The 22,855-nt window shown below is 60.0% G+C and carries 21 protein-coding genes and 1 pseudogene; 11 read left to right on the top strand and 11 right to left on the bottom strand.

Translation table 11 applies throughout. The features are described 5' to 3' along the window. Nucleotides 1–245: 245 nt before the first annotated feature. Nucleotides 246–428, bottom strand: a complete 183-nt coding sequence (locus PYR65_RS25280) for a hypothetical protein (RefSeq protein ID WP_276121468.1) — start codon at nucleotides 426–428, stop codon at nucleotides 246–248. Between the two features lie 293 nt (nucleotides 429–721). Between PYR65_RS25280 and PYR65_RS25275 the strand changes: the two genes are divergently transcribed. The 3 genes from PYR65_RS25275 to PYR65_RS25265 all read left to right on the top strand — a co-directional run bounded on the left by PYR65_RS25275 (nucleotide 722) and on the right by PYR65_RS25265 (nucleotide 3,386). Further along, nucleotides 722–1,246, top strand: coding sequence for a hypothetical protein (locus PYR65_RS25275; protein ID WP_276121467.1), 525 nt, complete (start codon nucleotides 722–724; stop codon nucleotides 1,244–1,246). A gap of 170 nt (nucleotides 1,247–1,416) precedes the next feature. Continuing rightward, a complete protein-coding gene (locus tag PYR65_RS25270) occupies nucleotides 1,417–2,094 on the top strand; it encodes a FadR/GntR family transcriptional regulator (RefSeq protein ID WP_276121821.1) in 678 nt (225 codons plus the stop codon). Beyond that, nucleotides 2,091–3,386, top strand: coding sequence for a CynX/NimT family MFS transporter (locus PYR65_RS25265; RefSeq protein ID WP_276121466.1), 1,296 nt, complete (start codon nucleotides 2,091–2,093; stop codon nucleotides 3,384–3,386). Before PYR65_RS25270 ends, PYR65_RS25265 begins: the two co-directional genes overlap by 4 nt. Nucleotides 3,387–3,428: 42 nt before the next feature. Here PYR65_RS25265 and dhaL (PYR65_RS25260) read toward each other — a convergent pair whose 3' ends face one another. The 9 genes and pseudogenes from dhaL (PYR65_RS25260) to PYR65_RS25220 form a co-directional block, all read right to left on the bottom strand. Beyond that, nucleotides 3,429–4,091 carry a dihydroxyacetone kinase subunit DhaL gene (gene dhaL / locus PYR65_RS25260; protein WP_276121465.1) on the bottom strand — a complete coding sequence of 221 codons (663 nt, stop codon included), beginning with the start codon at nucleotides 4,089–4,091 and terminating at the stop codon, nucleotides 3,429–3,431. 57 nt (nucleotides 4,092–4,148) lie between these two features. Continuing rightward, nucleotides 4,149–6,236: a bifunctional sugar-binding transcriptional regulator/dihydroxyacetone kinase subunit DhaK gene (locus PYR65_RS25255; protein WP_276121464.1), complete on the bottom strand. Its 2,088-nt coding sequence runs from the start codon at nucleotides 6,234–6,236 to the stop codon at nucleotides 4,149–4,151. 180 nt (nucleotides 6,237–6,416) lie between these two features. Next, the gene (gene dhaL, locus PYR65_RS25250; protein ID WP_276121463.1) at nucleotides 6,417–7,058 is read right to left on the bottom strand and encodes a dihydroxyacetone kinase subunit DhaL; all 642 of its coding nucleotides are present in this window, start codon (nucleotides 7,056–7,058) and stop codon (nucleotides 6,417–6,419) included. Between the two features lie 14 nt (nucleotides 7,059–7,072). Then, nucleotides 7,073–8,065: a dihydroxyacetone kinase subunit DhaK gene (locus PYR65_RS25245; protein WP_276121462.1), complete on the bottom strand. Its 993-nt coding sequence runs from the start codon at nucleotides 8,063–8,065 to the stop codon at nucleotides 7,073–7,075. Nucleotides 8,066–8,095: 30 nt separating this feature from the next. Further along, nucleotides 8,096–8,869: an SDR family oxidoreductase gene (locus tag PYR65_RS25240; protein ID WP_276121461.1), complete on the bottom strand. Its 774-nt coding sequence runs from the start codon at nucleotides 8,867–8,869 to the stop codon at nucleotides 8,096–8,098. 82 nt (nucleotides 8,870–8,951) lie between these two features. After that, nucleotides 8,952–9,678: pseudogene (locus PYR65_RS25235) on the bottom strand (substrate-binding domain-containing protein). Between the two features lie 81 nt (nucleotides 9,679–9,759). Next, a complete protein-coding gene (locus tag PYR65_RS25230; RefSeq protein ID WP_276121460.1) occupies nucleotides 9,760–10,764 on the bottom strand; it encodes an ABC transporter permease in 1,005 nt (334 codons plus the stop codon). 73 nt (nucleotides 10,765–10,837) lie between these two features. Continuing rightward, nucleotides 10,838–12,316 carry a sugar ABC transporter ATP-binding protein gene (locus tag PYR65_RS25225; protein WP_276121459.1) on the bottom strand — a complete coding sequence of 493 codons (1,479 nt, stop codon included), beginning with the start codon at nucleotides 12,314–12,316 and terminating at the stop codon, nucleotides 10,838–10,840. Between the two features lie 397 nt (nucleotides 12,317–12,713). Further along, a complete protein-coding gene (locus PYR65_RS25220) occupies nucleotides 12,714–13,745 on the bottom strand; it encodes a trans-3-hydroxy-L-proline dehydratase (RefSeq protein ID WP_060637498.1) in 1,032 nt (343 codons plus the stop codon). Nucleotides 13,746–13,941: 196 nt separating this feature from the next. Between PYR65_RS25220 and PYR65_RS25215 the strand changes: the two genes are divergently transcribed. Both PYR65_RS25215 and PYR65_RS25210 read left to right on the top strand, forming a co-directional pair. Further along, complete coding sequence (locus tag PYR65_RS25215) at nucleotides 13,942–14,646, top strand: GntR family transcriptional regulator (protein WP_060637643.1); 705 nt, start codon at nucleotides 13,942–13,944, stop codon at nucleotides 14,644–14,646. A gap of 118 nt (nucleotides 14,647–14,764) precedes the next feature. Continuing rightward, nucleotides 14,765–15,724: a dihydrodipicolinate synthase family protein gene (locus tag PYR65_RS25210; RefSeq protein ID WP_276121458.1), complete on the top strand. Its 960-nt coding sequence runs from the start codon at nucleotides 14,765–14,767 to the stop codon at nucleotides 15,722–15,724. A 98-nt stretch (nucleotides 15,725–15,822) separates the two neighbouring features. On the opposite strand, the gene PYR65_RS25205 is transcribed toward PYR65_RS25210, so the two are convergent. Next, nucleotides 15,823–16,857, bottom strand: coding sequence for an Ldh family oxidoreductase (locus PYR65_RS25205; protein WP_276121457.1), 1,035 nt, complete (start codon nucleotides 16,855–16,857; stop codon nucleotides 15,823–15,825). 137 nt (nucleotides 16,858–16,994) lie between these two features. Here PYR65_RS25205 and PYR65_RS25200 point away from each other — a divergent pair, with 137 nt between their 5' ends. The 6 genes from PYR65_RS25200 to PYR65_RS25175 all read left to right on the top strand — a co-directional run bounded on the left by PYR65_RS25200 (nucleotide 16,995) and on the right by PYR65_RS25175 (nucleotide 22,847). Further along, nucleotides 16,995–18,512, top strand: coding sequence for an aldehyde dehydrogenase (NADP(+)) (locus PYR65_RS25200; protein ID WP_276121456.1), 1,518 nt, complete (start codon nucleotides 16,995–16,997; stop codon nucleotides 18,510–18,512). 171 nt (nucleotides 18,513–18,683) lie between these two features. Then, a complete protein-coding gene (locus PYR65_RS25195) occupies nucleotides 18,684–19,490 on the top strand; it encodes an ABC transporter substrate-binding protein (RefSeq protein WP_276121455.1) in 807 nt (268 codons plus the stop codon). Between the two features lie 69 nt (nucleotides 19,491–19,559). Then, nucleotides 19,560–20,225: an amino acid ABC transporter permease gene (locus PYR65_RS25190; RefSeq protein WP_276121454.1), complete on the top strand. Its 666-nt coding sequence runs from the start codon at nucleotides 19,560–19,562 to the stop codon at nucleotides 20,223–20,225. A 12-nt stretch (nucleotides 20,226–20,237) separates the two neighbouring features. After that, the gene (locus PYR65_RS25185; protein ID WP_060637504.1) at nucleotides 20,238–20,891 is read left to right on the top strand and encodes an amino acid ABC transporter permease; all 654 of its coding nucleotides are present in this window, start codon (nucleotides 20,238–20,240) and stop codon (nucleotides 20,889–20,891) included. Continuing rightward, nucleotides 20,884–21,606, top strand: coding sequence for an amino acid ABC transporter ATP-binding protein (locus tag PYR65_RS25180; RefSeq protein ID WP_060637505.1), 723 nt, complete (start codon nucleotides 20,884–20,886; stop codon nucleotides 21,604–21,606). The genes PYR65_RS25185 and PYR65_RS25180 overlap by 8 nt, the downstream gene beginning before the upstream one ends. Then, complete coding sequence (locus PYR65_RS25175; protein WP_276121453.1) at nucleotides 21,606–22,847, top strand: NAD(P)/FAD-dependent oxidoreductase; 1,242 nt, start codon at nucleotides 21,606–21,608, stop codon at nucleotides 22,845–22,847. The genes PYR65_RS25180 and PYR65_RS25175 overlap by 1 nt, the downstream gene beginning before the upstream one ends. Nucleotides 22,848–22,855 lie beyond the last annotated feature (8 nt).

Below are 22,855 nucleotides of genomic sequence, written 5' to 3'. Positions count from 1 at the left end.
TGCGAAACTCATTTTGTTGCCAGTGGCGATATTTTGCGGGAAAGCGAACAATTTCCGCCGTTGGCAATAGGCTCCGATTCTGAGTTTTGGGCAAGACCTTTTTGGTTAACGATATCTTAACGCGGCGCAAACTTATCATGGAAAATCAATGACTAGATCGGTAAAAACCAAGCGGAACAAGCAATTGACGAACTCATCACGCGCAAGAACTGAAAATCGGCGTACCGGAAAAAACGGGCAGGGGATCAATTTTCCGGAACTGTCATCCCGTTGAAGCCCGAGAAAAACGTTGCGCCAGCAGCCATGATCCGAATCGTTGCGGCCATCACCAGGCTTTTTACTGTTACAATATACAGTACCGGCGAGCCTTCATCGAGCATCCAGTGAAGCTTTTTCAAACGTGTCAAAAGCTCCCAACCGTCGATCATTTGCTGGGTCGTTTGGTTGATCTTAATTGCTCTGTACGAACCGTGAAATGGTGTCAGGAACGTTGCTTCCCTCATCGTGGCGGGTTAAAATAACACAGTGGCTCGCCGAAAGCCGAGCTGGTCAAGATTATCAGTCATTATGGTGAATTGACTGGCGGTGCGGTTTTTATGGCATCACCAACGATAACCGCCCATTCGCGTTTTCCATCCTTCTTCAATATCCGAGAAAAATCTGTCGCCATTGAGAGGCGCGTGATAGGCACACGTTTCTAGGACTATGAAGGAGATGCCCCATGGCCGTTGCGCTCTATGCGGATTATATCGCGGACGTGAGGGGTCTGTTCACCCAATTGGACCGGCATCCCGAATTGTTTCAGACGTTCGAGGTTCGCCTGGAACTGGCCGCAGCCGGTAGCGTCATTGTCTATGAAACAAAGCGCAGGAGGGGTCAGACCGACAGTCTGTACTATGGCCGCTCTGCAGATGGCTTAAACCAGAAGGTTGCTCAATCCTCCGCATTTTCGGCAATGGATCGCTTCTTCGCGCTTGGGCAATTCGTTGCGCTCACCGATCCAGTGGATGGCGCGCATTCTGGCAAAGGCGCGCAGACGGCAGCGGTAAATGCACGATATCCCCATTGCGCCGTCAATTTCTCCTATCGCAAGAAAGGCGAACCGGTCGCCCGCGCCATGCTGATGGTGTTTGTCGGGTTCAATGATGATGCTGACGCACAGGAATATGTGTCTGAAGCAGGCAATGGTTTTGTGTTGGAGAGTGAGCAGCCTTATCGCGCAGCGCGGCTTCACGAGTGGAAATAGAGAGCAGCGCATAGAACGGGTTTCGCCAAGGGCGGCCTTCGCACTTGCCGCCGTCTCATTGAAGCGAACAACTCTGTCGGCGCGTCTTTGCATGCAGTCGTGCCAAATATCTTGCGGATACGCTCAATAGGTTCTATTCATCAAGTCATCGGATGACTGGATGAATAATGATGCAGGCTCTCTCGCGAACAAATCTTACTGACACGGCTGTCGAGGCGATGCGGTTGGAGATCAGTTCCGGCCGATGGCCGGTCGGTGGCCAGTTGCCGAACGAGGCGACGTTGTCGTCGCTGCTGTCCGTCAGCCGCGGCACCGTGCGCGAGGCCGTCCGCGTTCTCGTTGCCAAAGGGTTTCTGGAGACGAAGCAGGGGTCAGGCACCTATGTCCGTTCCAAGACCGATCCTGTCGAAAGTTTTTCGCGCGCACGGGGTGCCGGGTTGCGCGATCTTCTGGAAGCGCGCTGCGCGCTGGAGGTCGAGGCCGCTCGCATGGCTGCCATCCGCCACGCTCCGGCGGCAATCCCGGCGTTGCGTTCACTGCTTGAGGTTCGCGGCCATAGCAACGAGGGCGACCGCGAGGACTATATCGTCCGGGATCTTGCCTTCCACAAGGCTGTCGTCGCCGCGTCCGGCAATCAGGCCATGATCGAAATTTACGAATTCTTTTCCGCCTCCATCCGCGAGACCATCGAAGCCACGCTGTGCGACGAACTCCCCGAACCCGACATGCAGGCGCATGCCGATATCATCGATGCCATTGCCTCCGGGTCGGCAGATCAGGCCGATGCGGCGACACGCCGCTTCATGGCTCCGATACTGAGCGCACTCGACAGGATGCTTTTGTCATGACTGCCCAACCAAAACAGGTAAGGCCCCTTCAGGCTATCGATGACCAGCTGATTGATGCCGAGATCGACAGCGTGCCGCAACCACGCCTCATTGCGCCGCCAAGTGCCGCCGCGCGTTTGCTGCTCGGCGTCAGCCTTGTGCTGATCGCATTCAATCTTCGCCCGGTCTTTTCCAGCGCCTCCGCATTGCTTCCGGAAATTGCGCAGACATTCGGTCTTTCGACGGCAGCCATTGGTTTGCTCACCACGCTGCCGGTCGTCTGCCTCGGGGCCTTTTCGCCGCTCGCACCCTGGCTGGCACAAAAAATAGGAACGGAACGGACCCTGCTGGGCGTCCTTGCTTTATTGATGCTCGGAACTGCGCTTCGAAGCCTGAATTCCGTCCCGCTTCTCTTTCTCGGAACGGCACTTGCCGGTGCCTGCATCGCCGTTGGCAACGTCCTTCTGCCCGGTCTCGTCAAACGGGATTTCCCTGACAAGGCAGCCCTGATGACCGGATGTTATACGATGGCGCTGTGTGCCGGTGCCGCAGCGGCTGCGGGGTTTACTTTGCCGATCGAACATCTGCTGAATGGCTCGGCACCTGCAGCTTTGGGGGCCTGGGCGCTGCCGGTTTTCCTTGTTCTGCTCTTATGGTTGCCGCAGGCATTTTGGCTCAGCCGCCGCCCGAAACAATCCGGGTTTCGGGTTCAGGGCCTGTTGCGCGATCGGCTCGCCTGGCAGGTCACGCTGTTTATGGGGTTCCAGTCCGCGCTTGCCTATTGCGTGTTCGGCTGGCTCGTGCCGATCCTGCGCGAGCGGGGCCTTGATGGCATCACAGCCGGTGCTGTCGTGTCTGTTTCGGTGATGGTCCAGGCCGGCGCCTGCCTTGTCATCCCGCATATTGCCGTGCGCCGGCCCGATCAGCGCGCCGTCGTCATGATGGTGCTTTCGTCAGCGGTCATCGCTTTGCTTGGGCTGCTTTTCGCGCCGCTATCGACGGTCTGGGTCTGGGCGGTCCTGCAGGGCATAGGGCAGGGGGGTCTGATCTCAGTTGCGATGACGATCATCGTGTTGCGGTCCCCGGATGCGCATGTCGCGGCGCATCTCTCCGGAATGGCGCAATGCGTCGGTTATCTCCTGGCTGCGATCGGGCCGTTGATCGTTGGCCTCCTTCATTCCTGGACAGGCAGCTTCTCTGCAAGCGCCTTCCTGTTTATCCTGCTTGGAATTTCTGCCGGGATAGCCGGCTGGGGTGCAGGGCGCTCAGGACAGGTGAAGGCGCGCACGCTTGAAATCGAGCCGCAGCCTTGATCGAGGAAAGCCACTGTTTGTGAGGACAAACAGGTTTTCGGTTCAGTGGTCGTGAGCACGGCTGGTCTCATCATTTGCTCCGGCCAGGACCCGGATGAAAAGCACGGCGGAGGCAGCACCCGGGTCTATGTGACCCAGCGAGCGTTCGCGCACCCTTGCAGCGCGCCCCTTGGTGGCGATCATTGAGCGGGTGGCGGCGGCGCCGTTTTCGGCGGAGGTCAGAACATCGTGCCAATAGGCGCTTGCCGTCTTGTTTTCGGTCAAAGCATTCCTCGCGGCGTCGGCGGCCGGGAGCCAGGCGTCGAGCATGGTCTTATCGCCGCGCTGCCCCTTGCCGCGCTCACGAATGCCGGCAGCGATGGCTTCGATCATCTCCGTGCAGGCAGATAGATCCCAGGAGGTGCAACCGGCCAATGCCTTGGCGGCTCGCTGGAAACCCGTTGCATAAAGCGGCCCGGTCGAAGCGCCGACCGCATTCAAGAAGCCACTCGCAGCCGTCGACATCACGTCCGAGAGGCTTGCCCGGTCGAGATCGAGCTTGGACAATTCGGCATTGATGGCGCGAAAGCCGATCGACATGGTGATCCCGTGATCGCCGTCGCCGATGGCGCCGTCCAGTTCCGAGAGATGATCCTTTTCGGCCTCGATGACCTGCGACATCGTCTGGAACATTTTGACCATGCTGCGTGCCGCATTCTCCGACATGATATTCCTCCCAATGCCTAGCCAGCCTGCGGTCCTGGCGAACCGCTGATTTCATGCTCAATTGATATTCAGGACTGCGGTTTCGCAGGGATGATTCAGCAGTTCGGTGAGCTGTTCGTCGAGATGCAGGATAGAGATCGATGCGCCGGCCATGTCGAGCGAGGTGCAATAGTGCCCGATCCAGTTGGCCTCGATGACGATATTCTTGGCCGCCAGCCTTTGCGCGACACGCCGGAACAGAATATAGAGCTCCATCAGCGGCGTTGCCCCGAACGAGTTGACGAGAACGGCCACCCGGTCGCCCGGCTGCGTCTTCATCTCCTTGAAGATATTGTCCATGATCGTATCGACCACTTCATCGGCGGTACGGATGCGCTCGCGTGAGACGCCGGGTTCGCCATGGATGCCCATGCCGACTTCCATATCCTCCGGGCCAATCTCGAAATTGTGCCTGCGTGTCTGGGGCATGGAGCAGGGTTCAAGGGCAACGCCGACCGTGAAGGTGCGGGCATTAGCCTTGCGCGTGATGGCCTCGCAGGCATCCAGCGTCAGCCCCTGGTCACAGGCGGCACCGGCCACCTTGAAGATGAAGAAATTTCCAGCAACGCCGCGGCGGCCATCCTTGTCTTCCAGTGGGGATGAGGCGATGTCGTCGGTGGTCAGCACCGTGCGGATCTCTATCCCCTGTTCCTCTGCAATTTCAGCGGCCATTTCGAAATTCATCACGTCGCCGGCGTAATTGCCATAGACAAACAACACGCCTTCGCCACCGGAGGCGGCGACTGCGCATTGAACGATGGGATCAGGCGGCGGGGACGAAAAGATGTTGCCGATGGCGACAGCGTCGGCCAAGCCCTTGCCGACATAGCCGATGAAGCATGGCTCGTGTCCGGTGCCGCCACCGATGACCAAGCCAACCTTGCCCTTGCGCGGTCCGTTGCGCGCAACCAGCGCCCGGTGCGAGCCTTTGACCGGTCGCAGATATTTGTCATGGGCTTTGACCACGCCGTCGAGCATTTCCTCCACGACATCATTTGGATTGTTGAGGAATTTCTTGACATGGGTTCGATAGCTGCTGGGGGTGGATACCGGCTTTTGCCTCTGCGACAGGCGGCTATCGAGGCTGGTGACGCCATCCGCCCGGAGAATGCCGCTACCGGTGGCAGCGTCCGTAATCAGAACGTTGGCATAGCCTCCGCGAAGCGCTGCGAGCAGGGCAGGCACCTTGTCAAAACCGCCGGCGACAGCAATACGCGTGCCGATCCCGCGCAGCGTATCCAGCGATATGCCGATGGTCCGGTCATCAAGCGGCCCCGTGACCGGCTTGCCGCGTTCGTCGATGAACCGTCCGGCTACGACGCCCGCCGCACCTTTTGCCAGATAATGCTGCAGCGGAACGGACTCGAAGAAGCCGCTGGTGTGGATCGTGGAGTTTGGCCTGAGCGACGAGATGCCAAAAATGATCCGGTTTGCGCGCGACAGGGTCGCGAATTGCTCCTTGAGCAGAGGCTCGTCCAGAAGCATGCGCTGCATCTGCGCCGACGCAACGATGGCAGGCGCGGTAATGTTGACGCAGCGCGCCGAGATCGATTTCGCGACCGCTGACGCCGTCAGTTCCGGCGTATAGGCAAAGGATGCCGTGGTGCCGCCGGTCGCCTGAATAACGGTCATATCCTGCAACGAGCCGATATCGGTATGTTCGCCGACCGACAGGATCGTCCGGCCCCAGGCGACGGCAAGCGTGTCGCCCGATTTCAGAAGCTTCTGCAATGCGTGGGCACCGGCAACGCCAAGGCGGTCGATCAGCGGCCGGGCATTGTCATCGCTCGGAACCACCAGGCAGTCCGCAAGGCCGAAGTGGCGCTTGAGTTCCTGCGCAATCGTCAGGGACGCCAGCCGCGCCGGCTCCAGTGAAATATTGACGATCCCCTTTTCGCGCGCATCGGCGAGATAGCTGTTGACGGTGGCGCGGGACACACCCATCGCATCGGCGATTTCGCCCTGCGTCATGCCGTCCTCATAGTAGAGCCAGCAGGCCCAGACATAAGGGTCGTCGCCATAGCGCAATGGCATGGCGTCGAGGCTTTCGGTCGTGCCAATCCTGTTTGCGCCGCCCTTTCGGGGTGAAAGTGCCTTGGGTGTCATGAAATTGCGATGTTCCCTCATTCGCTCCAGCGCCGCGCGTCCTGTTTGAGGCACTCAGGCTGCTGTAACAGTGCAGGCCGGGAAGATGGAAGCAATGCCGGTGCTTTGCAACAGCAATCGCAAAACTGCGGGTGCACGGCCACAGCGTTTGTCACCATGGCCGTACTGTCCGTCAAAGACTTACTGCAAGCGCTCGCGGGCGCCGAGCGAGAGTTCCTTCAAGATGATGGCGCAGGATGTTGCGCCGGCATCGAGAACGCCGAGCGAGCGTTCGCCAAGACGGCTGGCCCGGCCGATTTTTGCAACGAGATTGATGGTGGAATCGCGGCCTGCTTCTGCAGCGCTGACAAGCGCGGTGAGCGCATCGGCGAAAGACTGCCCCTCTCTTGTCGCGGCATCAAAAGCCTCGATCGCCGGAACAAGCGTGTCGATCAGCGTCTTGTCGCCAACCTTTGCCTCGCCGATTGACTGGATGCCTTCAAGTCCTGAATGCAGCATCCGGCTGTAGGCCTCGGCATCGATCGCCTCTGTGGTTTCGATCTTTTCGGCAAATTCGGTAAACATGACGCCGTAGAGCGGCCCCATCGATCCGCCGATTTCCGTCATCAGCAGCGTTCCCAGCGTGTCGAGAGCTTCGGCCAGCGACGCGTCCTTGCCCTTCAGCCGCTCGGCCGTCATGGCAAAACCCTTGGCCATGTTGACGCCGTGGTCACCATCGCCGATCTTGCCGTCGATTTCGCTGAGATAGGCGCGATTTTCGATGATCCGCTCGGCAAGCGAGAGAACGATTGCGCCACCGCCCGCATTTGGAAATGTCTGCATGATGCAATCCCCCGTCAAATTATGATGGCGCAGTGCGCCTCGGTATCGATGAGCGTCTTCAACTCGTCGTCGAGCGCCATCACCGTCAACGTCGCGCCGACCATTTCGAGCGATGTGAAATAGTTGCCGATATAGGTCTTGTGGATGTTCAGACCCCGCGCGGCGATCTCCTGCTCGATCGTATCGTAAAGAATGTAAAGCTCGTTGAGCGGCGTGGCGCCGAGGCCCGAAACCAAGACGACGACTTCCGTTCCGGAGGCAAGGTTGTGGTCATCGAGAACGATCTTGCACATATCCTTGGCGACCGCCTCTGCGGTCTTCAAGGGTTCGACACGGACGCCGGGTTCGCCATGGTGGCCGATGCCCACCTCCATCGTGCCCGGCTCGATCTGGAAATTTGGGTGTCCGACCGCTGGGAGCGTGCACGGACCCAGGCCGACGCCGATCGAGCGGCAATTGTCGATGGCCTTCTGTGCGGCCGCACGCACCTCTTCAAGGCTTGCGCCAGTGGCTGCTTTTGCACCGCCGACCTTCCACATCAGGATTTCGCCCGCGACGCCGCGGCGCTTATGGCGTTCTTCCGGCGGTGCGGAGCAGACATCGTCATTGGCAACGACAGTGGCAATCTCGATACCGTCCTTGGCCGCCAGCCTGGTGGCCATTTTGACGTTCATGTTGTCGCCGGCGTAGTTGCCGTACAGGCAGACCACGCCCTTGCCGCCGTTTGCCTCGCGCATGGCGTCGTAAAAGCTCTTGGCCGTCGGTGATGAAAACAGTTCGCCGACAGCCACGGCATCGAGCATGTTGCGGCCGGTATAGCCGATGAAGGCCGGCTCATGGCCGGAACCTCCGCCGGTGACGACGCCGACCTTGCCCGGCACCGGCGCATGGCGCGACACGATTACCCGCGGATTGTCGGCGAGGCGGACGAGATCGGAATGGGCCTTGACGAAACCCTTGACGGTATCTTCGACCACTTTGTCCGGATTGTTGATAAATCTTTGCATGGTAGCTCCTGTCTTATGGTCGTCCTTGCGTCAAAGGATCGTGTAACCGCCGTCGATCAAAAGATCGGCTCCGTTGATCATGTCGGCTCCGGCCGAAACCAGGAAAACGGCGGCGGCGGCGATTTCTTCCGGATAGGCAAAACGGCCGGTGGGGATGCGCTTGCGGGCAGCTTCGCCCTTTTCGCCGGCCCACGCCTTCTTGCCGAGTTCGGTCAGGACGATGGTCGGCGACAGCGTGTTGACGGTAATGCCGTGTTTGCCCCATTCGGCCGCAAAGGTCTTCGACAGGCCGATGACGCCAAACTTGGCGGCGCAATAGGCAACATGCTCCTCGATGGCCACGGTGCCGGCCTGCGAGGCGAGATTGACGATCTTGCCACCCTTGCCGGCGGCAATCATGGCGCGGCCAACAGCCTGCGTTACGAGAAAGGTGCCCTTGAGGTTGATGTCGATGGTCTTGTCCCAGTGATCCAGCGAGAGATCCTCGGCCGGCGCGAGAAAGACGACGCCGGCACTGTTGACCGCAATGTCGATACTGCCGAACGCGGCCAGCACATCAGCGACCGCCGCATGTACCGAAGCCGGATCGGCGACATTGCAAACGAACGGTTTTGCCCCGCCGTCAAGGCGCGCCGCCTGCGCGGCTGCGGCATCCGCATTGATGTCGAGCACGGCAACCCTTGCACCCTTTGAGGCGAAGGCGGCGGTTATGGCGGCACCGATACCGGATGCGCCACCGGTGACCAGCGCCACCTTGCCGGTCAAGGGAAAGTTCAGGTCGATCTGCGGGGCAGTGTCGGTCATATCATCAAACCTCGATTGTGAAATGGGCGGGGCGGCCACCCCGGATAAACTGTCAAACGGAATGGCCGCCCTGCTGTGTCTCTTACTTCCGTGCTTCCAGAAGCTTGTCGACATTCTCGCTGGTTACCGGCGTCCACGGAACATTATATTCCTTTTCCTTGCCGTCCTTGAACGGCATGTCAGGATACTGGGTCCAGATGGCCGATTCCGGCTTGTAGTCGCCTTTCTTTGCATGGAAGATCGCAAGGTCGAGCGCGCCTTGTGCCTGGGCGCTGGCATCCTGCAGGATCGACGTCATCGTGCCGTTCTTGACGGCGGTGAGCGCATCGGTGATGCCGTCAATGCCGGCGATGGCGAAATCCTCGGTCTTCAGGCCTGCCGACTTGATCGCCTCGATCGCGCCGAGCGCCATCTCGTTGTCGTCCGAGCCGACATAGGAGGTCAAGAGGTCAGAGTTGACGCGGGTGTTAGCCGACGACGGGAATGCCAGCGTCATGGGCGGCCTGAACGGCGGTAGCGCCGGCCTCGATATCGATCGGCACGAAGATGATCGCGTCAAATTTCTGGGTGATCATCGTATTGAACTGTTCCTGCTGGACCAGGGCGTCGTAGCGGCCGTCAAAGACGGTCAGTTCGATCTCGCCGCTCTTGACGGCCGGGTGCTGTTCGAGCGCTGCCGACCAGATCTGCATGAACTCGGCATTGAGGCCGTAAGGAGCCGCGCCGATCTTCAGTTTCTTGTCCTGGGCAGCAGCCGGCGACACCAGGATGGCTGTCGTTGCGGCAAGCGCAATAAGCAGTTTCTTCATTTCCATTCTCCTCCGTTGAGCATTCCGGCAGCCATCATGGCGCGCCGTTTCGATGACGGGTGCGGGCACCCGAAAGGCTTGTTACAGACCGTGATTGCGTTTCTGATCGAGCATGACGGCGCCGACGATCAGCGCGCCCTTCAAAACCTGCTGGTAATAGGACTGGATACCCATGAGATCGAGGCCGTTGTTCATCACGCCGATGATCAGGGCGCCGATGAGCGTGCCGGTGACGCGGCCGACACCGCCCGAAAGACTGGTTCCTCCGATCACGACGGCGGCAATCGCATCCAGTTCATAGGCGATACCGGCCTGTGGCAGGGCGGACCCCGTGCGGGCTGAAAGCATCATGCCGGCGAGGCCAGACAGGCTGCCCGAGATCATGTAGACCGAGAACTTCATGCGGGTCACGTTGATGCCGGAGGTCTTGGCCGCATGCGGGTTGCCGCCGACCGCATAGATATAGCGGCCATAGCGCGTGCGGGTGAGAACCCACCAGGAGATCGCAAAGACGATGGCGAGCAGGATCACCGGCATTGGAATGCCCAGGATATTGCCGGTGCCGAGCCAGCGGAATTCGGACGTCAGCGCCGGAACGGGTTTGCCGCCGCCATAGATCAGCGTCATGCCGCGCGCCGCAGACAGCATGCCGAGCGTTGCGACGAAAGCCGGAACGGCAAAGCGCGAGACGATCAGGCCGACGAGGGCGCCGCAGGCAAGCCCGACAAGGATGCCGATCGCCAGCGCGACGTAGAACGGGTAGGGGCCGCCGGCAATGCCGGCTGTCGCCGATGTTGTTGCGAAGCTGGCACTGACGATACCGGCGAGCGCCACGACCGAGCCCACTGACAGGTCGATGCCGCGCGTCAGGATCACGAAGGTCATGCCGATCGCCAGGACACCATTGATCGAGGTCTGCAAGAGCACATTGGAAATATTGCCCGGCGTCAGGAAATATTCGTTCGACAACGATAGGATGACGGCGAGCAGCAGGAAGGCGAGGAAGATGCCGTATTCCTGAATGATCAGGCGGCGCCTGTCTGAATTAAGCCAGCTATTGGCCGGTTTGTTGTCGATGCTGGACACGTTTGTACCTCTTTCGAATGCCGGACGGAAGCGTCGAGACGATTGTGCGAACCATCAGCTGATGGACGGCCTGTTAGGTGGACAGGTGCACAAGCGACTGGGCGTCCGTCTCCTCCCGGGCGTAGATTCCCACCGAACGGCCGCCACGCATCACCAGGATGCGGTCGGACATGCCGAGAACTTCATCAATTTCCGACGAGATCATCACCACCGTGCCGCCTGCGGCCGCGAAGTCGCAGATGATCCGGTAGATTTCGCGCTTGGCGCCGACATCGACGCCGCGTGTGGGTTCGTCCAAAAGCAGTACCTTGGGCTTTCGCAAAAACCATTTGCCCAGCACCACCTTCTGCTGATTGCCGCCGGAAAGACCGGAGACCGGCATGGTGTCGCGCGCAGCCTTGATCCCGAAATGCGCAATCATCTCGCGGCTGGCCGCCTGTTCCTCACGCTTGCGCATGGTGAAGGCCGGGCTCATTTCCGGCAGGCTGGCAAGGCAGATATTGTTGCGCACACTGTCGGAGAGATTGAGCCCGGTGACCTTGCGATCTTCCGTCACAAAGGCGATGCCCTGTTTCATCGCGTCGGCCGGTGTCGATACCGAGATGGGCTGACCATCCAGATGCACGTCGCCCTTGGACGACGTGTCGAGACCGAAGAGGCAATTGAATATCTCCGTCCGCCCGGATCCCATCAGGCCGTAAATGCCGAAAATCTCGCCCTTGCGGACAGAAAAAGAAATGTCCTCGATCTTGCCGGGCGCCGAAAGTCCCGCCACCGCAAACCCAGTCACATCAGTCGGTTCGTTGGTCTTGATATATTCCTCGCCCAGTTCGCGGCCGACGATCAGGCGGATCAGTCCCCGCCGGTCGATATCGGCAAGCGCGCCGCTTCCGACATGCGAACCATCGCGAAACACCGTGTAGCTGTCAGCGATCTGGAATATTTCCGACAGGCGATGCGAAACATAGACGACGCCCTTGCCCTCGGCCTTAAGCCGCGTGATCGCGGAAAACAGCTGTTGAGCTTCTTTCTCGCCAATCGCCGATGTCGGCTCGTCCATGAAGATCACTTCGGCATCGTGGCTAAGCGCCTTGGCGATCTCTACCAGCTGCATCTGCGCCACGGACAGGTTCATCATGTATTGATTGGCGCGGATATGAAATTCCAGCCGGTCGAGCAGCGCCTGTGCGTTCCGGTTCATCGTCTTGAAATCGATACCGCCGAAACGGGCCGAAGGCTCGCGGCCGAGATAGATGTTTTCCGCCACGGTCATATGTGGAACCGGGCTCAATTCCTGCTCGATGATGGCAATGCCGGAGGCAAGCGCCTCGGCCGGGCTGTTGAACTCCACCTGCACACCGCGCCGCCAGATTTTGCCGCCGTCGCGCTTGTGAATACCCATCAGGATGGAAAGAAACGTCGATTTGCCGGCACCGTTGCCGCCGCAGAGCGCATGCACTGAGCCGCGTTCAAGCTCAAAGCTGCCGTCGCGAAGGGCTGCGACGCCGCCGAACGACTTCATAAGCCTTTCCACTTTCAAAAGCGGCTGCATAGCGTTCCTCCCGAACCCTTGGCAGCGCTCCTCCCTGCCAATTTGACAAATATCAGTCAGCAATCGACATATGTCAACTATGATAATTGACATATTCTGCGATGGCCTGACGTTTGTAGGCTTTGGCTACGCCGCAGGTTCGAAGGCGCGCTTTCGCGATCCCCGCGCCTTGCACCGTGGCCAAGGTCAATATTCGATAAGTTGAAGTTAAGATGGATTGGTTTGGCGGCCCCGCAGGCCGTCCCGCACAAGGCCGTAACGCGATCTTGGCGGGAATTGCGCAAGCAACCGGCACACCCGGATTTCCGAGTGTGCTGGTGCCTGAAAACTCAAAGTGCGTCACGATTTTTCCGGGCTATGTGAAGCGCTTCAGGGTCCTTGATTTGTGGAATAGGCGTTATTGCTTGCGCGGCCACGTATCTGCCAGACGGTATCCTGATGGCCAGGGATCAGTGGGGTCGAGCATGACCTGATGGGTGCCGGTCACCCAGGCGCGGCCGGAGATTTCAGGGATGATGGCGGCCTGTCCGCCGACGGTCGTTTCAGCAACAATCTGGCAATCGAAATGCGAGCCGATAATCGATTCGCCGCGAAATTTCTGTCCGAGCTTGATCTGACCACGGGCGTGCAGCACGGCCAAGCGTGCGGAACAACCGGTTCCCGTTGGTGAGCGGTCAAGCTTGGCCGGCTGGATCACCACCGTGTTTCTCCCATGCAGAATGCCCTCACGTTCTTCGACCGGCAAGGTCAGCTGGCAAAAGGAGATATGGCTCCATTCCGGGTTTTCCGGATGGGAGAAGCCGAGCTGTTCGTTGGCGGCGCGGGTGATGCGGATACCGGTCTCGGCAAGTTCGCGGGCCTCGTCCGGCGTGACCGAAAAGCCGAGCGAACGGGCGTCCGCAATGACGAAGCTGTCGCCTCCATAGGCCGTATCGACAGTCAGCGTGCCCAATCCCTCCACCTCCAATTTGGCATCGAGCCTTGCGGCGAAGGAGGGCACGTTGGTGACGGTGATGCGTTCGGCCTTGCCGTTGCGGCAAAGTGCTACAACATCGACCAGGCCGCCCGGCGCCTCCAGCACCATCCTGGTTTCCGGCTCCTGCATCGGCACGATGCCGGTATCGAGCAGAACGGTCGATACGCAGATCGAATTGGACCCCGACATGGGGGGCGTGTCTTCCGGCTCCATGATGATGAAGCCCATGGTCGCGCGCGGATCCTTTGGCGGCACCAGAAGGTTGATATGGCGGAACACGCCGCCGCGGGGTTCGTTGAGGACGAAATTGCGCAGCGTCTGATCCTCGGCAATGAACCGCCGCTGTTCCCACAACGTCTTGCCGGGAGGCGGTGCGACACCGCCGACGATCACGTCACCCACTTCGCCTTCGGCGTGGCAGGAAACGATGTGGATTACCTTGCTGCTGCGCATAGTCCTCTCCTTATGGGTACACAGATTTGCCCGGCGACTGCACCGAATATCAGCTGGCGGCAGGCTAGGGTGCCAACCTGATACTCAAAAGTGCAACGCCACCAAGATTATTACCGGCTTTTACCCGCCAAGCTGCGGAAGTGGTTGATCCCGTTGGCAGGTAAAAGTATTCCTTTTGTCGACAAAGGATTATGACATGACAGATATCGATACCAGCCCCATTCCCGAACGAAAGCGCGGCTCCGGCGTCAAGATGGTTTACGACCTCTTGCGCGACGAGATTCTCGACCTTGTTTTGCCGCCTGGCAGCCCGATCGACGAGGTGCAACTGGCCGAACGCTTCAAGATGTCGCGCACGCCTATTCGCGAAGCGCTTGTGCGGCTGGCGGGCGAGGGACTGATCGATACATTGCCCAATCGTTCGACGATGGTGGCAAATATCGACTTTCTCAATATGCACACATTCTTCGATGCGCTTGTGTTGATGTATCGCGTCACCACCAAGCTGGCTGCCCAATATCACCGGCCGGAAGACCTGAAGGTTATTCGCGCTCATCAGGCCGAATTTGCAGCCGCCGTGCAGGCGCAGGATGCGCTGGCGATGATCGCCACCAATGCGGCCTTCCATTCCGCCATCGCCGAAGCCGGCCGCAATCCCTACTTCACTGGCCTATTCAACCGCCTGCTGGATGAGGGACGGCGCATGCTCCGGCTTTACTACCAGTCGTACGACGACCGGCTGCCGCAGCGCTTCGTCGAAGAGCACGACGATATCATTGCCGTCATCGCCAACCGCGACGTCGAAGAGGCCGACCGGCTGGCCAGGTTGCACGCGGAGCAGATCGTGCATCAGATCCAGAAATTGTTCGCCCGCGAAGACAGGCTCGACATGGCGCTGTGACGCTGAAATTCTTGTCGACAAATAATATACAACGTGCAATATGGCTCCAGAGGCAGGATTGGGCAGCAAAGGTGCGCGCCGTTCTCTGCCTGTCCGGCAAGGTCAAAAGGAGTTTGTTATGACGGCCAAAATCTTTTCTGGCGTGATCCCCGCGCTGATGACCCCTTGCAAAGAAGACCGCACTCCGGACTTCGACGCTCTCGTGCGCAAGGGACAAGAGTTGATTGCCCAGGGAATGTCGGCCGTTGTCTATTGCGGCTCGATGGGTGACTGGCCGCTTTTGACCGATGCGCAGCGCATGGAAGGCGTCGAGCGCCTGGTCAGGGCTGGCGTGCCCGTGATCGTCGGCACCGGTGCCGTCAACAGCGCGGTGGCCGTCGAACATGCAGCCCATGCGCAGGCCGTTGGCGCGCATGGCCTGATGGTTATTCCGCGGGTTCTGTCGCGCGGCTCTTCCGTCGTCGCTCAGAAAGCCCATTTCAAGGCGATCCTCGCTGCAGCGCCGGATCTTCCGGCTGTCATCTACAACAGCCCCTATTATGGTTTCGCCACCCGCGCCGACCTGTTCTTCGCGCTGCGCGCCGAACACAAAAACCTTGTCGGCTTCAAGGAATTCGGCGGCCCGGCCGATATGCGCTATGCGGCCGAGCACATCACCAGCCAGGACGGCGTTTCGCTGATGATCGGCGTTGATACCGCCGTTTTCCACGGCTTCGTCAATTGCGGTGCGACCGGCGCCATCACCGGAATCGGCAATGTTCTGCCCAAGGAAGTCATCCATCTGTGCAACCTGTCGCAGGCTGCCGCCGAAGGTGACGCGGATGCGCGCCTTCGCGCGCTGGAACTGGAGCAGGCGCTTGCCGTCCTGTCCTCCTTCGATGAAGGGCCGGACCTGGTTCTCTACTTCAAGCACATGATGGTGATGAACGGCGATAAGGAATATGCGCTCCACTTCAACGCATCCGACGCGCTGACCGACAGCCAGCGGGGCTATGTCGAAGCGCAGTTCAAGCTCTTTAACGGCTGGTATGCCGAATGGAGCAAGCTGGAAGGCGCTGTCCAGACTTACAAGGGTTGAGCTAAAGCTCTCCTGAAGTAACAAAGGCCCTCCAATCGGAGGGCCTTTGCATATGTGGTGCCTTGCGATCGAAGGCGCTGGCCGGTGCCGCGACGGTGTTAGACCGCATCCAGTCCGAGTGCGTTCAGACGGTCGAGCTGTGCCACCTCCGAAGCTGTCAGGACAATACCGCTGGCCTGCGATTTTTCGCGGGCGGCATAGCGGCGTTGCGAGGGCAGGCGGGCGCCCTGGCCGACCATGGCCTCGAACAGGATTTCGGCGCGGGCAAAGGGGTTGCCTGGACGATCCGCGCCAAAACCTTCCGGGGAAAAGGCGATGATCAGTTCGCCATGCGCCGGCGCAAGCGCGGTGGACCCGAGCGCATCCAGCACTTCGGGGCTCGTCAGGTCGCCGATCATGATCCCGGCTAGCAGTTCGATCATCGTGGAGATGGCCGAGCCCTTGTGTTCACCGAAGGGCAGCATTGCGCCTGCAAGGGCTGCTTCCGGATCGGTGGTCGGCTGCCCGTCGGCGTCGATCGCCCAGCCTTCCGGCAGAGTTTTTCCAGCGCGCCTGTGCAGTTCGATCTCGCCGCGCGCTGCAACCGACGTTGCGAAGTCGAACACGTAGGGTGGTTTTCCGGTGCGGGGCCAGCCGAAGGCGAGGGGATTGGTGCCGAGCAGCGGTTTGGTTCCGCCGCTTGGTGCAACCGTGGCATAGCTGGGGCACATGACGATACCGGCAAGCCCAAGCTCCGTCAGCGCTTCTGCCTCCGGCCAGAGTGCGGAGAAATGCGTGCAGTCATTGATGGCAAGGGCGGCAATGCCGCTGGAGCGGGCGCGCTCGGCCAGGACAGGAAGACCAAGTTCGAAGGCCGCATTGGCAAAGCCGCCTTTCGCATCGACCTTGACGACGGCGGATCGCTGCTGAGGCAGAAGTTCAGGCTTGGCGACAGGATTGACCTTACCGGCCTTGACGGTGCGCAAGGCGCCCTCGATGCGATAGATGCCGTGGGATTTGCAGGCATCGCGCTCGGCGGCAACGATGACCCGTGTGACGGCTGCGGCCTGTAGCGCGCTCAATCCGGCCTTGGTGAAGATGGCTTTTACGCGTTCCTCCAGATCAGCGATCGTCAGGGTGAGAGTGTCGCTCATGTGTATTCCTCCTTTTTAGCAGCCATAACATCCAAACGGGTTGATATATTGCATACAAAAAGTATACAAATTTTCCAAACATAATCCGGCGCAGCATATGCGCCCTTTGCGCCTGTTTGAAACAAAAGGATCTGCCCATGCCCTTCATCCCCAGCGGAAAACACCTTGTCGCCGGCGAATGGCTGGATGGTGACGGCACCTTCGCCTCGTCGCCAGCCAAAGGCCCGGTTCATCAATTCGCCGTTGGAACTGCACAGCTGGTCGATCGCGCCTGCGAGGCTGCCGAGGATGCGTTCTGGAGTTTTGGCGAAACCGATCGCAGCACGCGCGCCGCGTTCCTGCGCGCCATCGCCGACGAGATCGACATACGCGCCGATGCGATCACCGAAATCGGCAGCCAGGAGACCGGCCTGCCGGAAGCCCGCCTGATCGGCGAACGCGGCCGCACGACCGGCCAGCTCCGGCTGTTTGCCAGCCATATCGAAAATGGCGATTATCTCGACCGCCGCTTTGACGCGGCTTTGCCGGACCGCCAGCCAGCGCCACGCCCGGAAATCCGCCTGATGCAGCGGCCCGTCGGCCCGGTTGCGGTGTTTGGCGCCTCGAATTTCCCACTGGCGTTCTCGACGGCAGGTGGCGACACGGCGGCCGCGCTGGCGGCCGGTTGCCCTGTTGTGGTCAAGGGGCATTCTGCCCATCCCGGCACCGGCGAAATCATCGCGCAAGCAGTCGATGCGGCCATTCGCAGCACCGGCATTCATCCGGGTGTCTTCTCTCTGATCCAGGGCGGCAACCGGGATGTCGGCCATGCGCTGGTACAGCATCCGCGGATCAAGGCAGTCGGCTTTACCGGGTCGCAGGCCGGCGGCCGTGCGCTGTTTGATCTTTGTGCCGCCCGGCCAGAGCCGATTCCTTTCTTCGGCGAACTCGGCTCGGTCAATCCAATGTTCCTGCTTCCGGCCGCACTTGCCGAGCGAGCCGAGGCGCTTGGTCAGGGCTGGGCCGGTTCGCTCGCCATGGGCGCCGGGCAGTTCTGCACCAATCCCGGCGTTGCCGTCGTGATTGACGGTGCCGATGCCGACCGCTTTGCGGCATCAGCGGTCGAAGCTTTGGGCAAGGTTGCGCCGCAGACCATGCTGACGGATGGCATCGCCAAGGCCTATCAGGATGGAGAGGCGCGCTTTGCGTCGCGCAACACCGTCAAGCCGCTGCTGGCCACACAATCGACCGGCCGCGCCGCATCCCCCAATCTGTTCGAAACGACGGGCGAACGGTTCCTTTCCGATCATGCCTTGAGCGAAGAGGTCTTTGGCCCGCTCGGTCTTCTGGTGCGGGTGAATTCGCAGACGGAAATGGAAGATATCGCCCGGTCTATCGAAGGCCAGTTGACGGTGACCTTGCACATGGACGAGGCCGATATCGAAACCGCAAAGCGCCTGCGCCCGCTCTTGGAGCGCAAGGCAGGCCGCATTCTGGTCAATGGCTTTCCGACCGGGGTCGAGGTCGTCGATTCCATGGTGCATGGCGGTCCTTATCCGGCCTCCACCAATTTTGGGGCAACCAGCGTCGGCACCATGTCGATCCGCCGTTTCCTGCGTCCGGTCTCCTATCAGAACCTGCCCGACGCCCTGCTGCCAAAGGACCTGCTTTCCTAATCATGCCGTAAGGCAGGCGTTGCGTTGACGATTGTTGCGCGGATATCAGCAAATACGAATATTTGTGTACTTTTTGTATACTCTTTGTATTTTGTGATTGATTTGCGCGACGGGAATCGAAATAGTGCGCCTGCCGCAGATCGGCACATCAATCTAGGGAGAGAGATTAAGATGAAACTTTCAGTCTTCGCGTTCAGCCTCCTGGCCGCAACCGCTCTGACCAGCCAGGCACATGCCGACAAGCTGGACGACATTATTGGCTCGGGCACATTGCGTTGCGCCGTTGTGCTGGACTTCCCGCCGATGGGATCGCGTGACGAAAGCAATAATGCGATCGGCTTTGACGTCGATTATTGCAACGATCTGGCCAAGGCCCTCGGCGTCACCGCCGAAATCGTAGAGACCCCATTCCCCGAGCGTATTCCTGCCCTGATGTCGGGCCGCGTCGATGTCGGCGTTGCCTCCACCTCCGATACGCTGGAGCGTGCCAAGACCGTTGGCATGACCATCCCTTATTTCGCCTTTGAAATGGCCGTGACCGCCAACGAGAAATCGGGCGTCAAATCTTTTGAAGACATGAAGGGCAAGGTCGTCGGTGCGACAGCTGGCACTTACGAAGCCATTGCACTGGAAGAACAGGTCAAGGCCTGGGGCACTGGCGAATTCCGTCCGTACCAGACACAGGCCGACGTGTTCCTGGCGCTGAGCCAGGGCCAGCTCGATGCCACAGTGTCCACCTCGACCGTGGCGCAGGCCAACGTCAAGACCGGCAAGTTCCCTGGCATTGCTGTCGTCGGCAAGGCGCCGTTCGATATCGACTACGTGTCGCTGTTCACCAACCGCGAGGAATATGGCCTGATCAACTTCCTCAACCTCTTCATCAACCAGCAGGTTCGCACTGGCCGCTATGCGGAACTGTATGAGAAGTGGGTTGGCGGCGAGGTTCCGAATCTCGCGGTCAACGGCGTCTACCGCTAATTACAATCGTTTCGCTGGCGGCGCGGATAATCTCCGCGCCGCTGTCCTTCTTCAGGAGATGAAACGCCGATGTTGAATTACACATTTCACTGGAACCAGGCGCTGAAAGCCCTGCCGCAGATGCTCGATGGCGCTTTGGTCACCCTGCAGATCGCGCTGTTGTCGATGGTTCTCGGGGTGGCATTCGCTCTGACGCTCACCGCATTTCGCCTGTCAAGCAGCCGCATTCTGCGGGGATTTGCCACGACATGGGTTGAGATCGCGCGCAACACGCCCGCCCTGTTCCAGATCTACATGGCGCATTTCGGGCTTGGCAATTTCGGCATTCATCTTAGCCCCTATATGGCTCTCCTGATCGGAATTGCGTTCAACAATGCCGGTTATCTGGCGGAAAATTTCCGCGGTGCGCTCAAGGCCATTCCCGATACGCAGGCCCGCGCCGGCCGTTCGCTGGGCATGACACCGTTCCAGGCGTTCCGGCTGATCGTCCTGCCGCAAATGTTGCGCGTCGCCTTCTTGCCGGCCACCAATCAGATGGTCTGGGCGATCCTGATGACGTCGCTTGGCGTGACCGTCGGCATGAACACCGACCTTGCCGGGATTACGCAGGAGCTCAACGCGCGCTCGTTCCGCACCTTCGAATTCTTCGCGCTTGCCGCAGTGATCTACTACATCATTGCAAAACTTGTGACGATCGCTGCCCGGCTGCTTGCCGCGCGCATGTTCAAATATTGAGAGAGGTGAGAGATGTTTGATACCGCACTCACCTGGAATGACCTGGCGTTTCTCGCGCAGGGCGCAGCCATGACGCTGGCGGTTACGGCTGTGTCCGTGACGGCCGGCACCCTGCTTGGCATTATCTTCGGTGTCCTTCGCGTTCAACTCGGCGCCATCTGGTCGGCGCCGCTGACCTTCGTGCTCGACGTGTTCCGCTCCGTCCCATTGTTGATCCAGCTGGTTCTCGGCAACGCGCTGCAATCGATCGCCAAGCTGGGCTGGGCGCCGTTCACCACATCCTGCGTGGTGCTGTCGCTCTATACGGCAGCCTATTGTTCGGAAATCATCCGTGGCGGCATCGGAGCGGTGCCGGCGACGACACGCCGGGCTGCCCGCTCGCTTGGCATGACATGGTGGCAGGACATGCGCTATATTGTGGCGCCTCTGGCCACGCGCGTTTCGCTGCCGGCCTGGATCGGTCTGACACTCGGCGTCATGAAGGATTCTGCGCTCGTGCTTTGGCTCGGCCTTATCGAGCTGTTGCGTGCCTCGCAAATTCTCGTGACGCGCCTGCAGGAGCCGCTGTTCATTCTCATGATCTGCGGCGTCATCTACTTCGTCATCAGCTTCCCCATCGCCCGGCTTGGCGGGTATCTCGAAAGACGGTGGTCCCCCAATGATTGAAATTAAAGACGTTCGCAAATCCTTCAGCACGCTGGAGGTTTTGAAGGGGATTAACCTCACCGTCAACAAAGGCGAGGTGGTGACCATCATCGGCGGTTCCGGATCGGGAAAATCGACGCTGTTGACCTGTATCAACGGGCTTGAGCCGATCAATGCGGGCCAGATCACCATCGACGGCACTGATGTTCACGGCAAGCAGACCGATCTCAACAAGCTGCGCCGCAAGGTCGGGATCGTTTTCCAGCAATGGAATGCGTTTCCGCATCTGACGGTTCTGGAAAACGTCATGCTCGCGCCGCGAAAGGTGCTGGGCCTTGCCAAGGAAAAAGCTGAGGAAATCGCAGTCAGGCAGCTGACCCATGTCGGCTTGGCCGAAAAGCTGTCGGTCTATCCCAACCGCATGTCGGGCGGCCAGCAGCAGCGCATGGCAATCGCCCGGGCGCTGGCCATGTCGCCGGAATATATGCTGTTTGATGAAGTCACCTCGGCGCTTGACCCGATGCTGGTTGGAGAGGTGCTCGACACGCTGAAAATGCTCGCGGAAGAGGGCATGACGATGATCTGCGTTACCCATGAAATGGCGTTTGCCCGTGACGTGTCTGACCGGGTGGCCTTCTTCCATCATGGTGTTATGGCCGAAATCGGCACGCCGGATCAGCTGTTCGGGGCGCCGCAGCATCCCGATACCCAGGCGTTCCTGGCGAGCGTCCGCTAATGGCGCATCCCGACGTCATTGTCATCGGCGCAGGCGTCGTCGGGCTCTCGGCGGCGATTACCGCTCAGGCGCGCGGTATGACGGTTCTGGTCTTGGACCGCGAAGGCCCGGCCGCCGGCGCATCGGCCGGCAATGCAGGGGCCTTTGCCTTCACCGATATTCTGCCGCTTGCCTCGCCAGGTATTTTGAAAAAAGCGCCGAAATGGTTGCTAGACCCGCTTGGGCCACTTTCGGTCCCACCGGCCTACGCGTTCAAGATCGCCCCTTGGATGTTCCGCTTCTGGCGGGCCTGCTCGCCCCAGCAGGTGGAAAAATCGACGACCGTGCAAACCGCTTTGATGGACCTTTCGAAGGCCGAGCTTGAACCCTTCCTGCAGCGCACGGGCACGTTTCCGATGCTGCGTAAGGATGGCAATCTGCAGGTCTATGAAAGCCAGGCGGAGCTGAATGCCTCCTTGCCCGGATGGAAGGTCCGCGATGCGCACGGTATCGAATTCCAGCATATGGACGCGTCCGGCATGGCCGCCATTCAGCCGGGGATCGATGCGCGCTTCACCCATGGAACTTTCACGCCGGGCTGGTACTCGATCGCCGATCCGAAACTCTACACGCTGGCGCTGGCGGATTATTTCCGCAGCCAGGGCGGCGTTTTGGAGCGCACCAATGTCACGGCGCTGCGGCCGGTCGAGGGCGGGGTCGAGGTTCTGGGCGAAGGCGGCGGCATCCGCCGCGGATTGCAGGCCGTGCTATCTGCCGGCGCGTTTTCCCACCGCATCGCGCGCAGCCTTGGCGAACGCATTCCGCTGGAAACCGAGCGTGGCTATAACACGACACTGCCGGCTGACGCGTTCGACTTGCGCACGCAGGTCACCTTCGGCGGTCACGGTTTCGTCGTCACACGGCTTTCGACGGGCATTCGCGTTGGCGGCGCCGTCGAACTCGGCGGGCTGGAACTGCCACCGAATTTCCGCCGCTCGGAAGCCATGCTGAAAAAGGCCAGGGATTTCCTTCCCGGATTGAATACGCAAGGCGGCACGCAGTGGTTCGGGTTCCGCCCCTCGCTGCCCGACAGCCTGCCAGCAATCGGCCGCGCCAAGGTGACACCACGGGTCATCTATGCTTTCGGCCACGGCCATCTCGGCCTGACGCAATCGGCAGGTACTGCCCGGTTGGTCGCCGATCTGTTGACTGGTAAAACACCGCCCATCGACATTGCTTCTCTTTCGCCTCAACGCTTCTGACAAAGGTC

Origin of the sequence: Pararhizobium qamdonense (assembly GCF_029277445.1) — a bacterium.
Classification (GTDB): domain Bacteria; phylum Pseudomonadota; class Alphaproteobacteria; order Rhizobiales; family Rhizobiaceae; genus Pararhizobium; species Pararhizobium qamdonense.
This window is presented reverse-complemented; position numbering and strand designations above follow the sequence as displayed.

Coding starts and splice junctions, on each gene's coding strand:
- PYR65_RS25205 (WP_276121457.1), bottom strand. CDS start 16,857: ATGAGCGACACTCTCACCCTGACGATCGCTGATCTGGAGGAACGCGTA.
- PYR65_RS25275 (WP_276121467.1), top strand. CDS start 722: ATGGCCGTTGCGCTCTATGCGGATTATATCGCGGACGTGAGGGGTCTG.
- PYR65_RS25190 (WP_276121454.1), top strand. CDS start 19,560: ATGTTGAATTACACATTTCACTGGAACCAGGCGCTGAAAGCCCTGCCG.
- PYR65_RS25240 (WP_276121461.1), bottom strand. CDS start 8,869: ATGACCGACACTGCCCCGCAGATCGACCTGAACTTTCCCTTGACCGGC.
- PYR65_RS25255 (WP_276121464.1), bottom strand. CDS start 6,236: ATGACACCCAAGGCACTTTCACCCCGAAAGGGCGGCGCAAACAGGATT.
- PYR65_RS25175 (WP_276121453.1), top strand. CDS start 21,606: ATGGCGCATCCCGACGTCATTGTCATCGGCGCAGGCGTCGTCGGGCTC.
- PYR65_RS25265 (WP_276121466.1), top strand. CDS start 2,091: ATGACTGCCCAACCAAAACAGGTAAGGCCCCTTCAGGCTATCGATGAC.
- PYR65_RS25210 (WP_276121458.1), top strand. CDS start 14,765: ATGACGGCCAAAATCTTTTCTGGCGTGATCCCCGCGCTGATGACCCCT.
- PYR65_RS25195 (WP_276121455.1), top strand. CDS start 18,684: ATGAAACTTTCAGTCTTCGCGTTCAGCCTCCTGGCCGCAACCGCTCTG.
- PYR65_RS25220 (WP_060637498.1), bottom strand. CDS start 13,745: ATGCGCAGCAGCAAGGTAATCCACATCGTTTCCTGCCACGCCGAAGGC.
- PYR65_RS25200 (WP_276121456.1), top strand. CDS start 16,995: ATGCCCTTCATCCCCAGCGGAAAACACCTTGTCGCCGGCGAATGGCTG.
- PYR65_RS25280 (WP_276121468.1), bottom strand. CDS start 428: ATGATCGACGGTTGGGAGCTTTTGACACGTTTGAAAAAGCTTCACTGG.
- PYR65_RS25270 (WP_276121821.1), top strand. CDS start 1,417: ATGCAGGCTCTCTCGCGAACAAATCTTACTGACACGGCTGTCGAGGCG.
- PYR65_RS25215 (WP_060637643.1), top strand. CDS start 13,942: ATGACAGATATCGATACCAGCCCCATTCCCGAACGAAAGCGCGGCTCC.
- dhaL (WP_276121465.1), bottom strand. CDS start 4,091: ATGTCGGAGAATGCGGCACGCAGCATGGTCAAAATGTTCCAGACGATG.
- PYR65_RS25185 (WP_060637504.1), top strand. CDS start 20,238: ATGTTTGATACCGCACTCACCTGGAATGACCTGGCGTTTCTCGCGCAG.
- dhaL (WP_276121463.1), bottom strand. CDS start 7,058: ATGCAGACATTTCCAAATGCGGGCGGTGGCGCAATCGTTCTCTCGCTT.
- PYR65_RS25225 (WP_276121459.1), bottom strand. CDS start 12,316: ATGCAGCCGCTTTTGAAAGTGGAAAGGCTTATGAAGTCGTTCGGCGGC.
- PYR65_RS25180 (WP_060637505.1), top strand. CDS start 20,884: ATGATTGAAATTAAAGACGTTCGCAAATCCTTCAGCACGCTGGAGGTT.
- PYR65_RS25245 (WP_276121462.1), bottom strand. CDS start 8,065: ATGCAAAGATTTATCAACAATCCGGACAAAGTGGTCGAAGATACCGTC.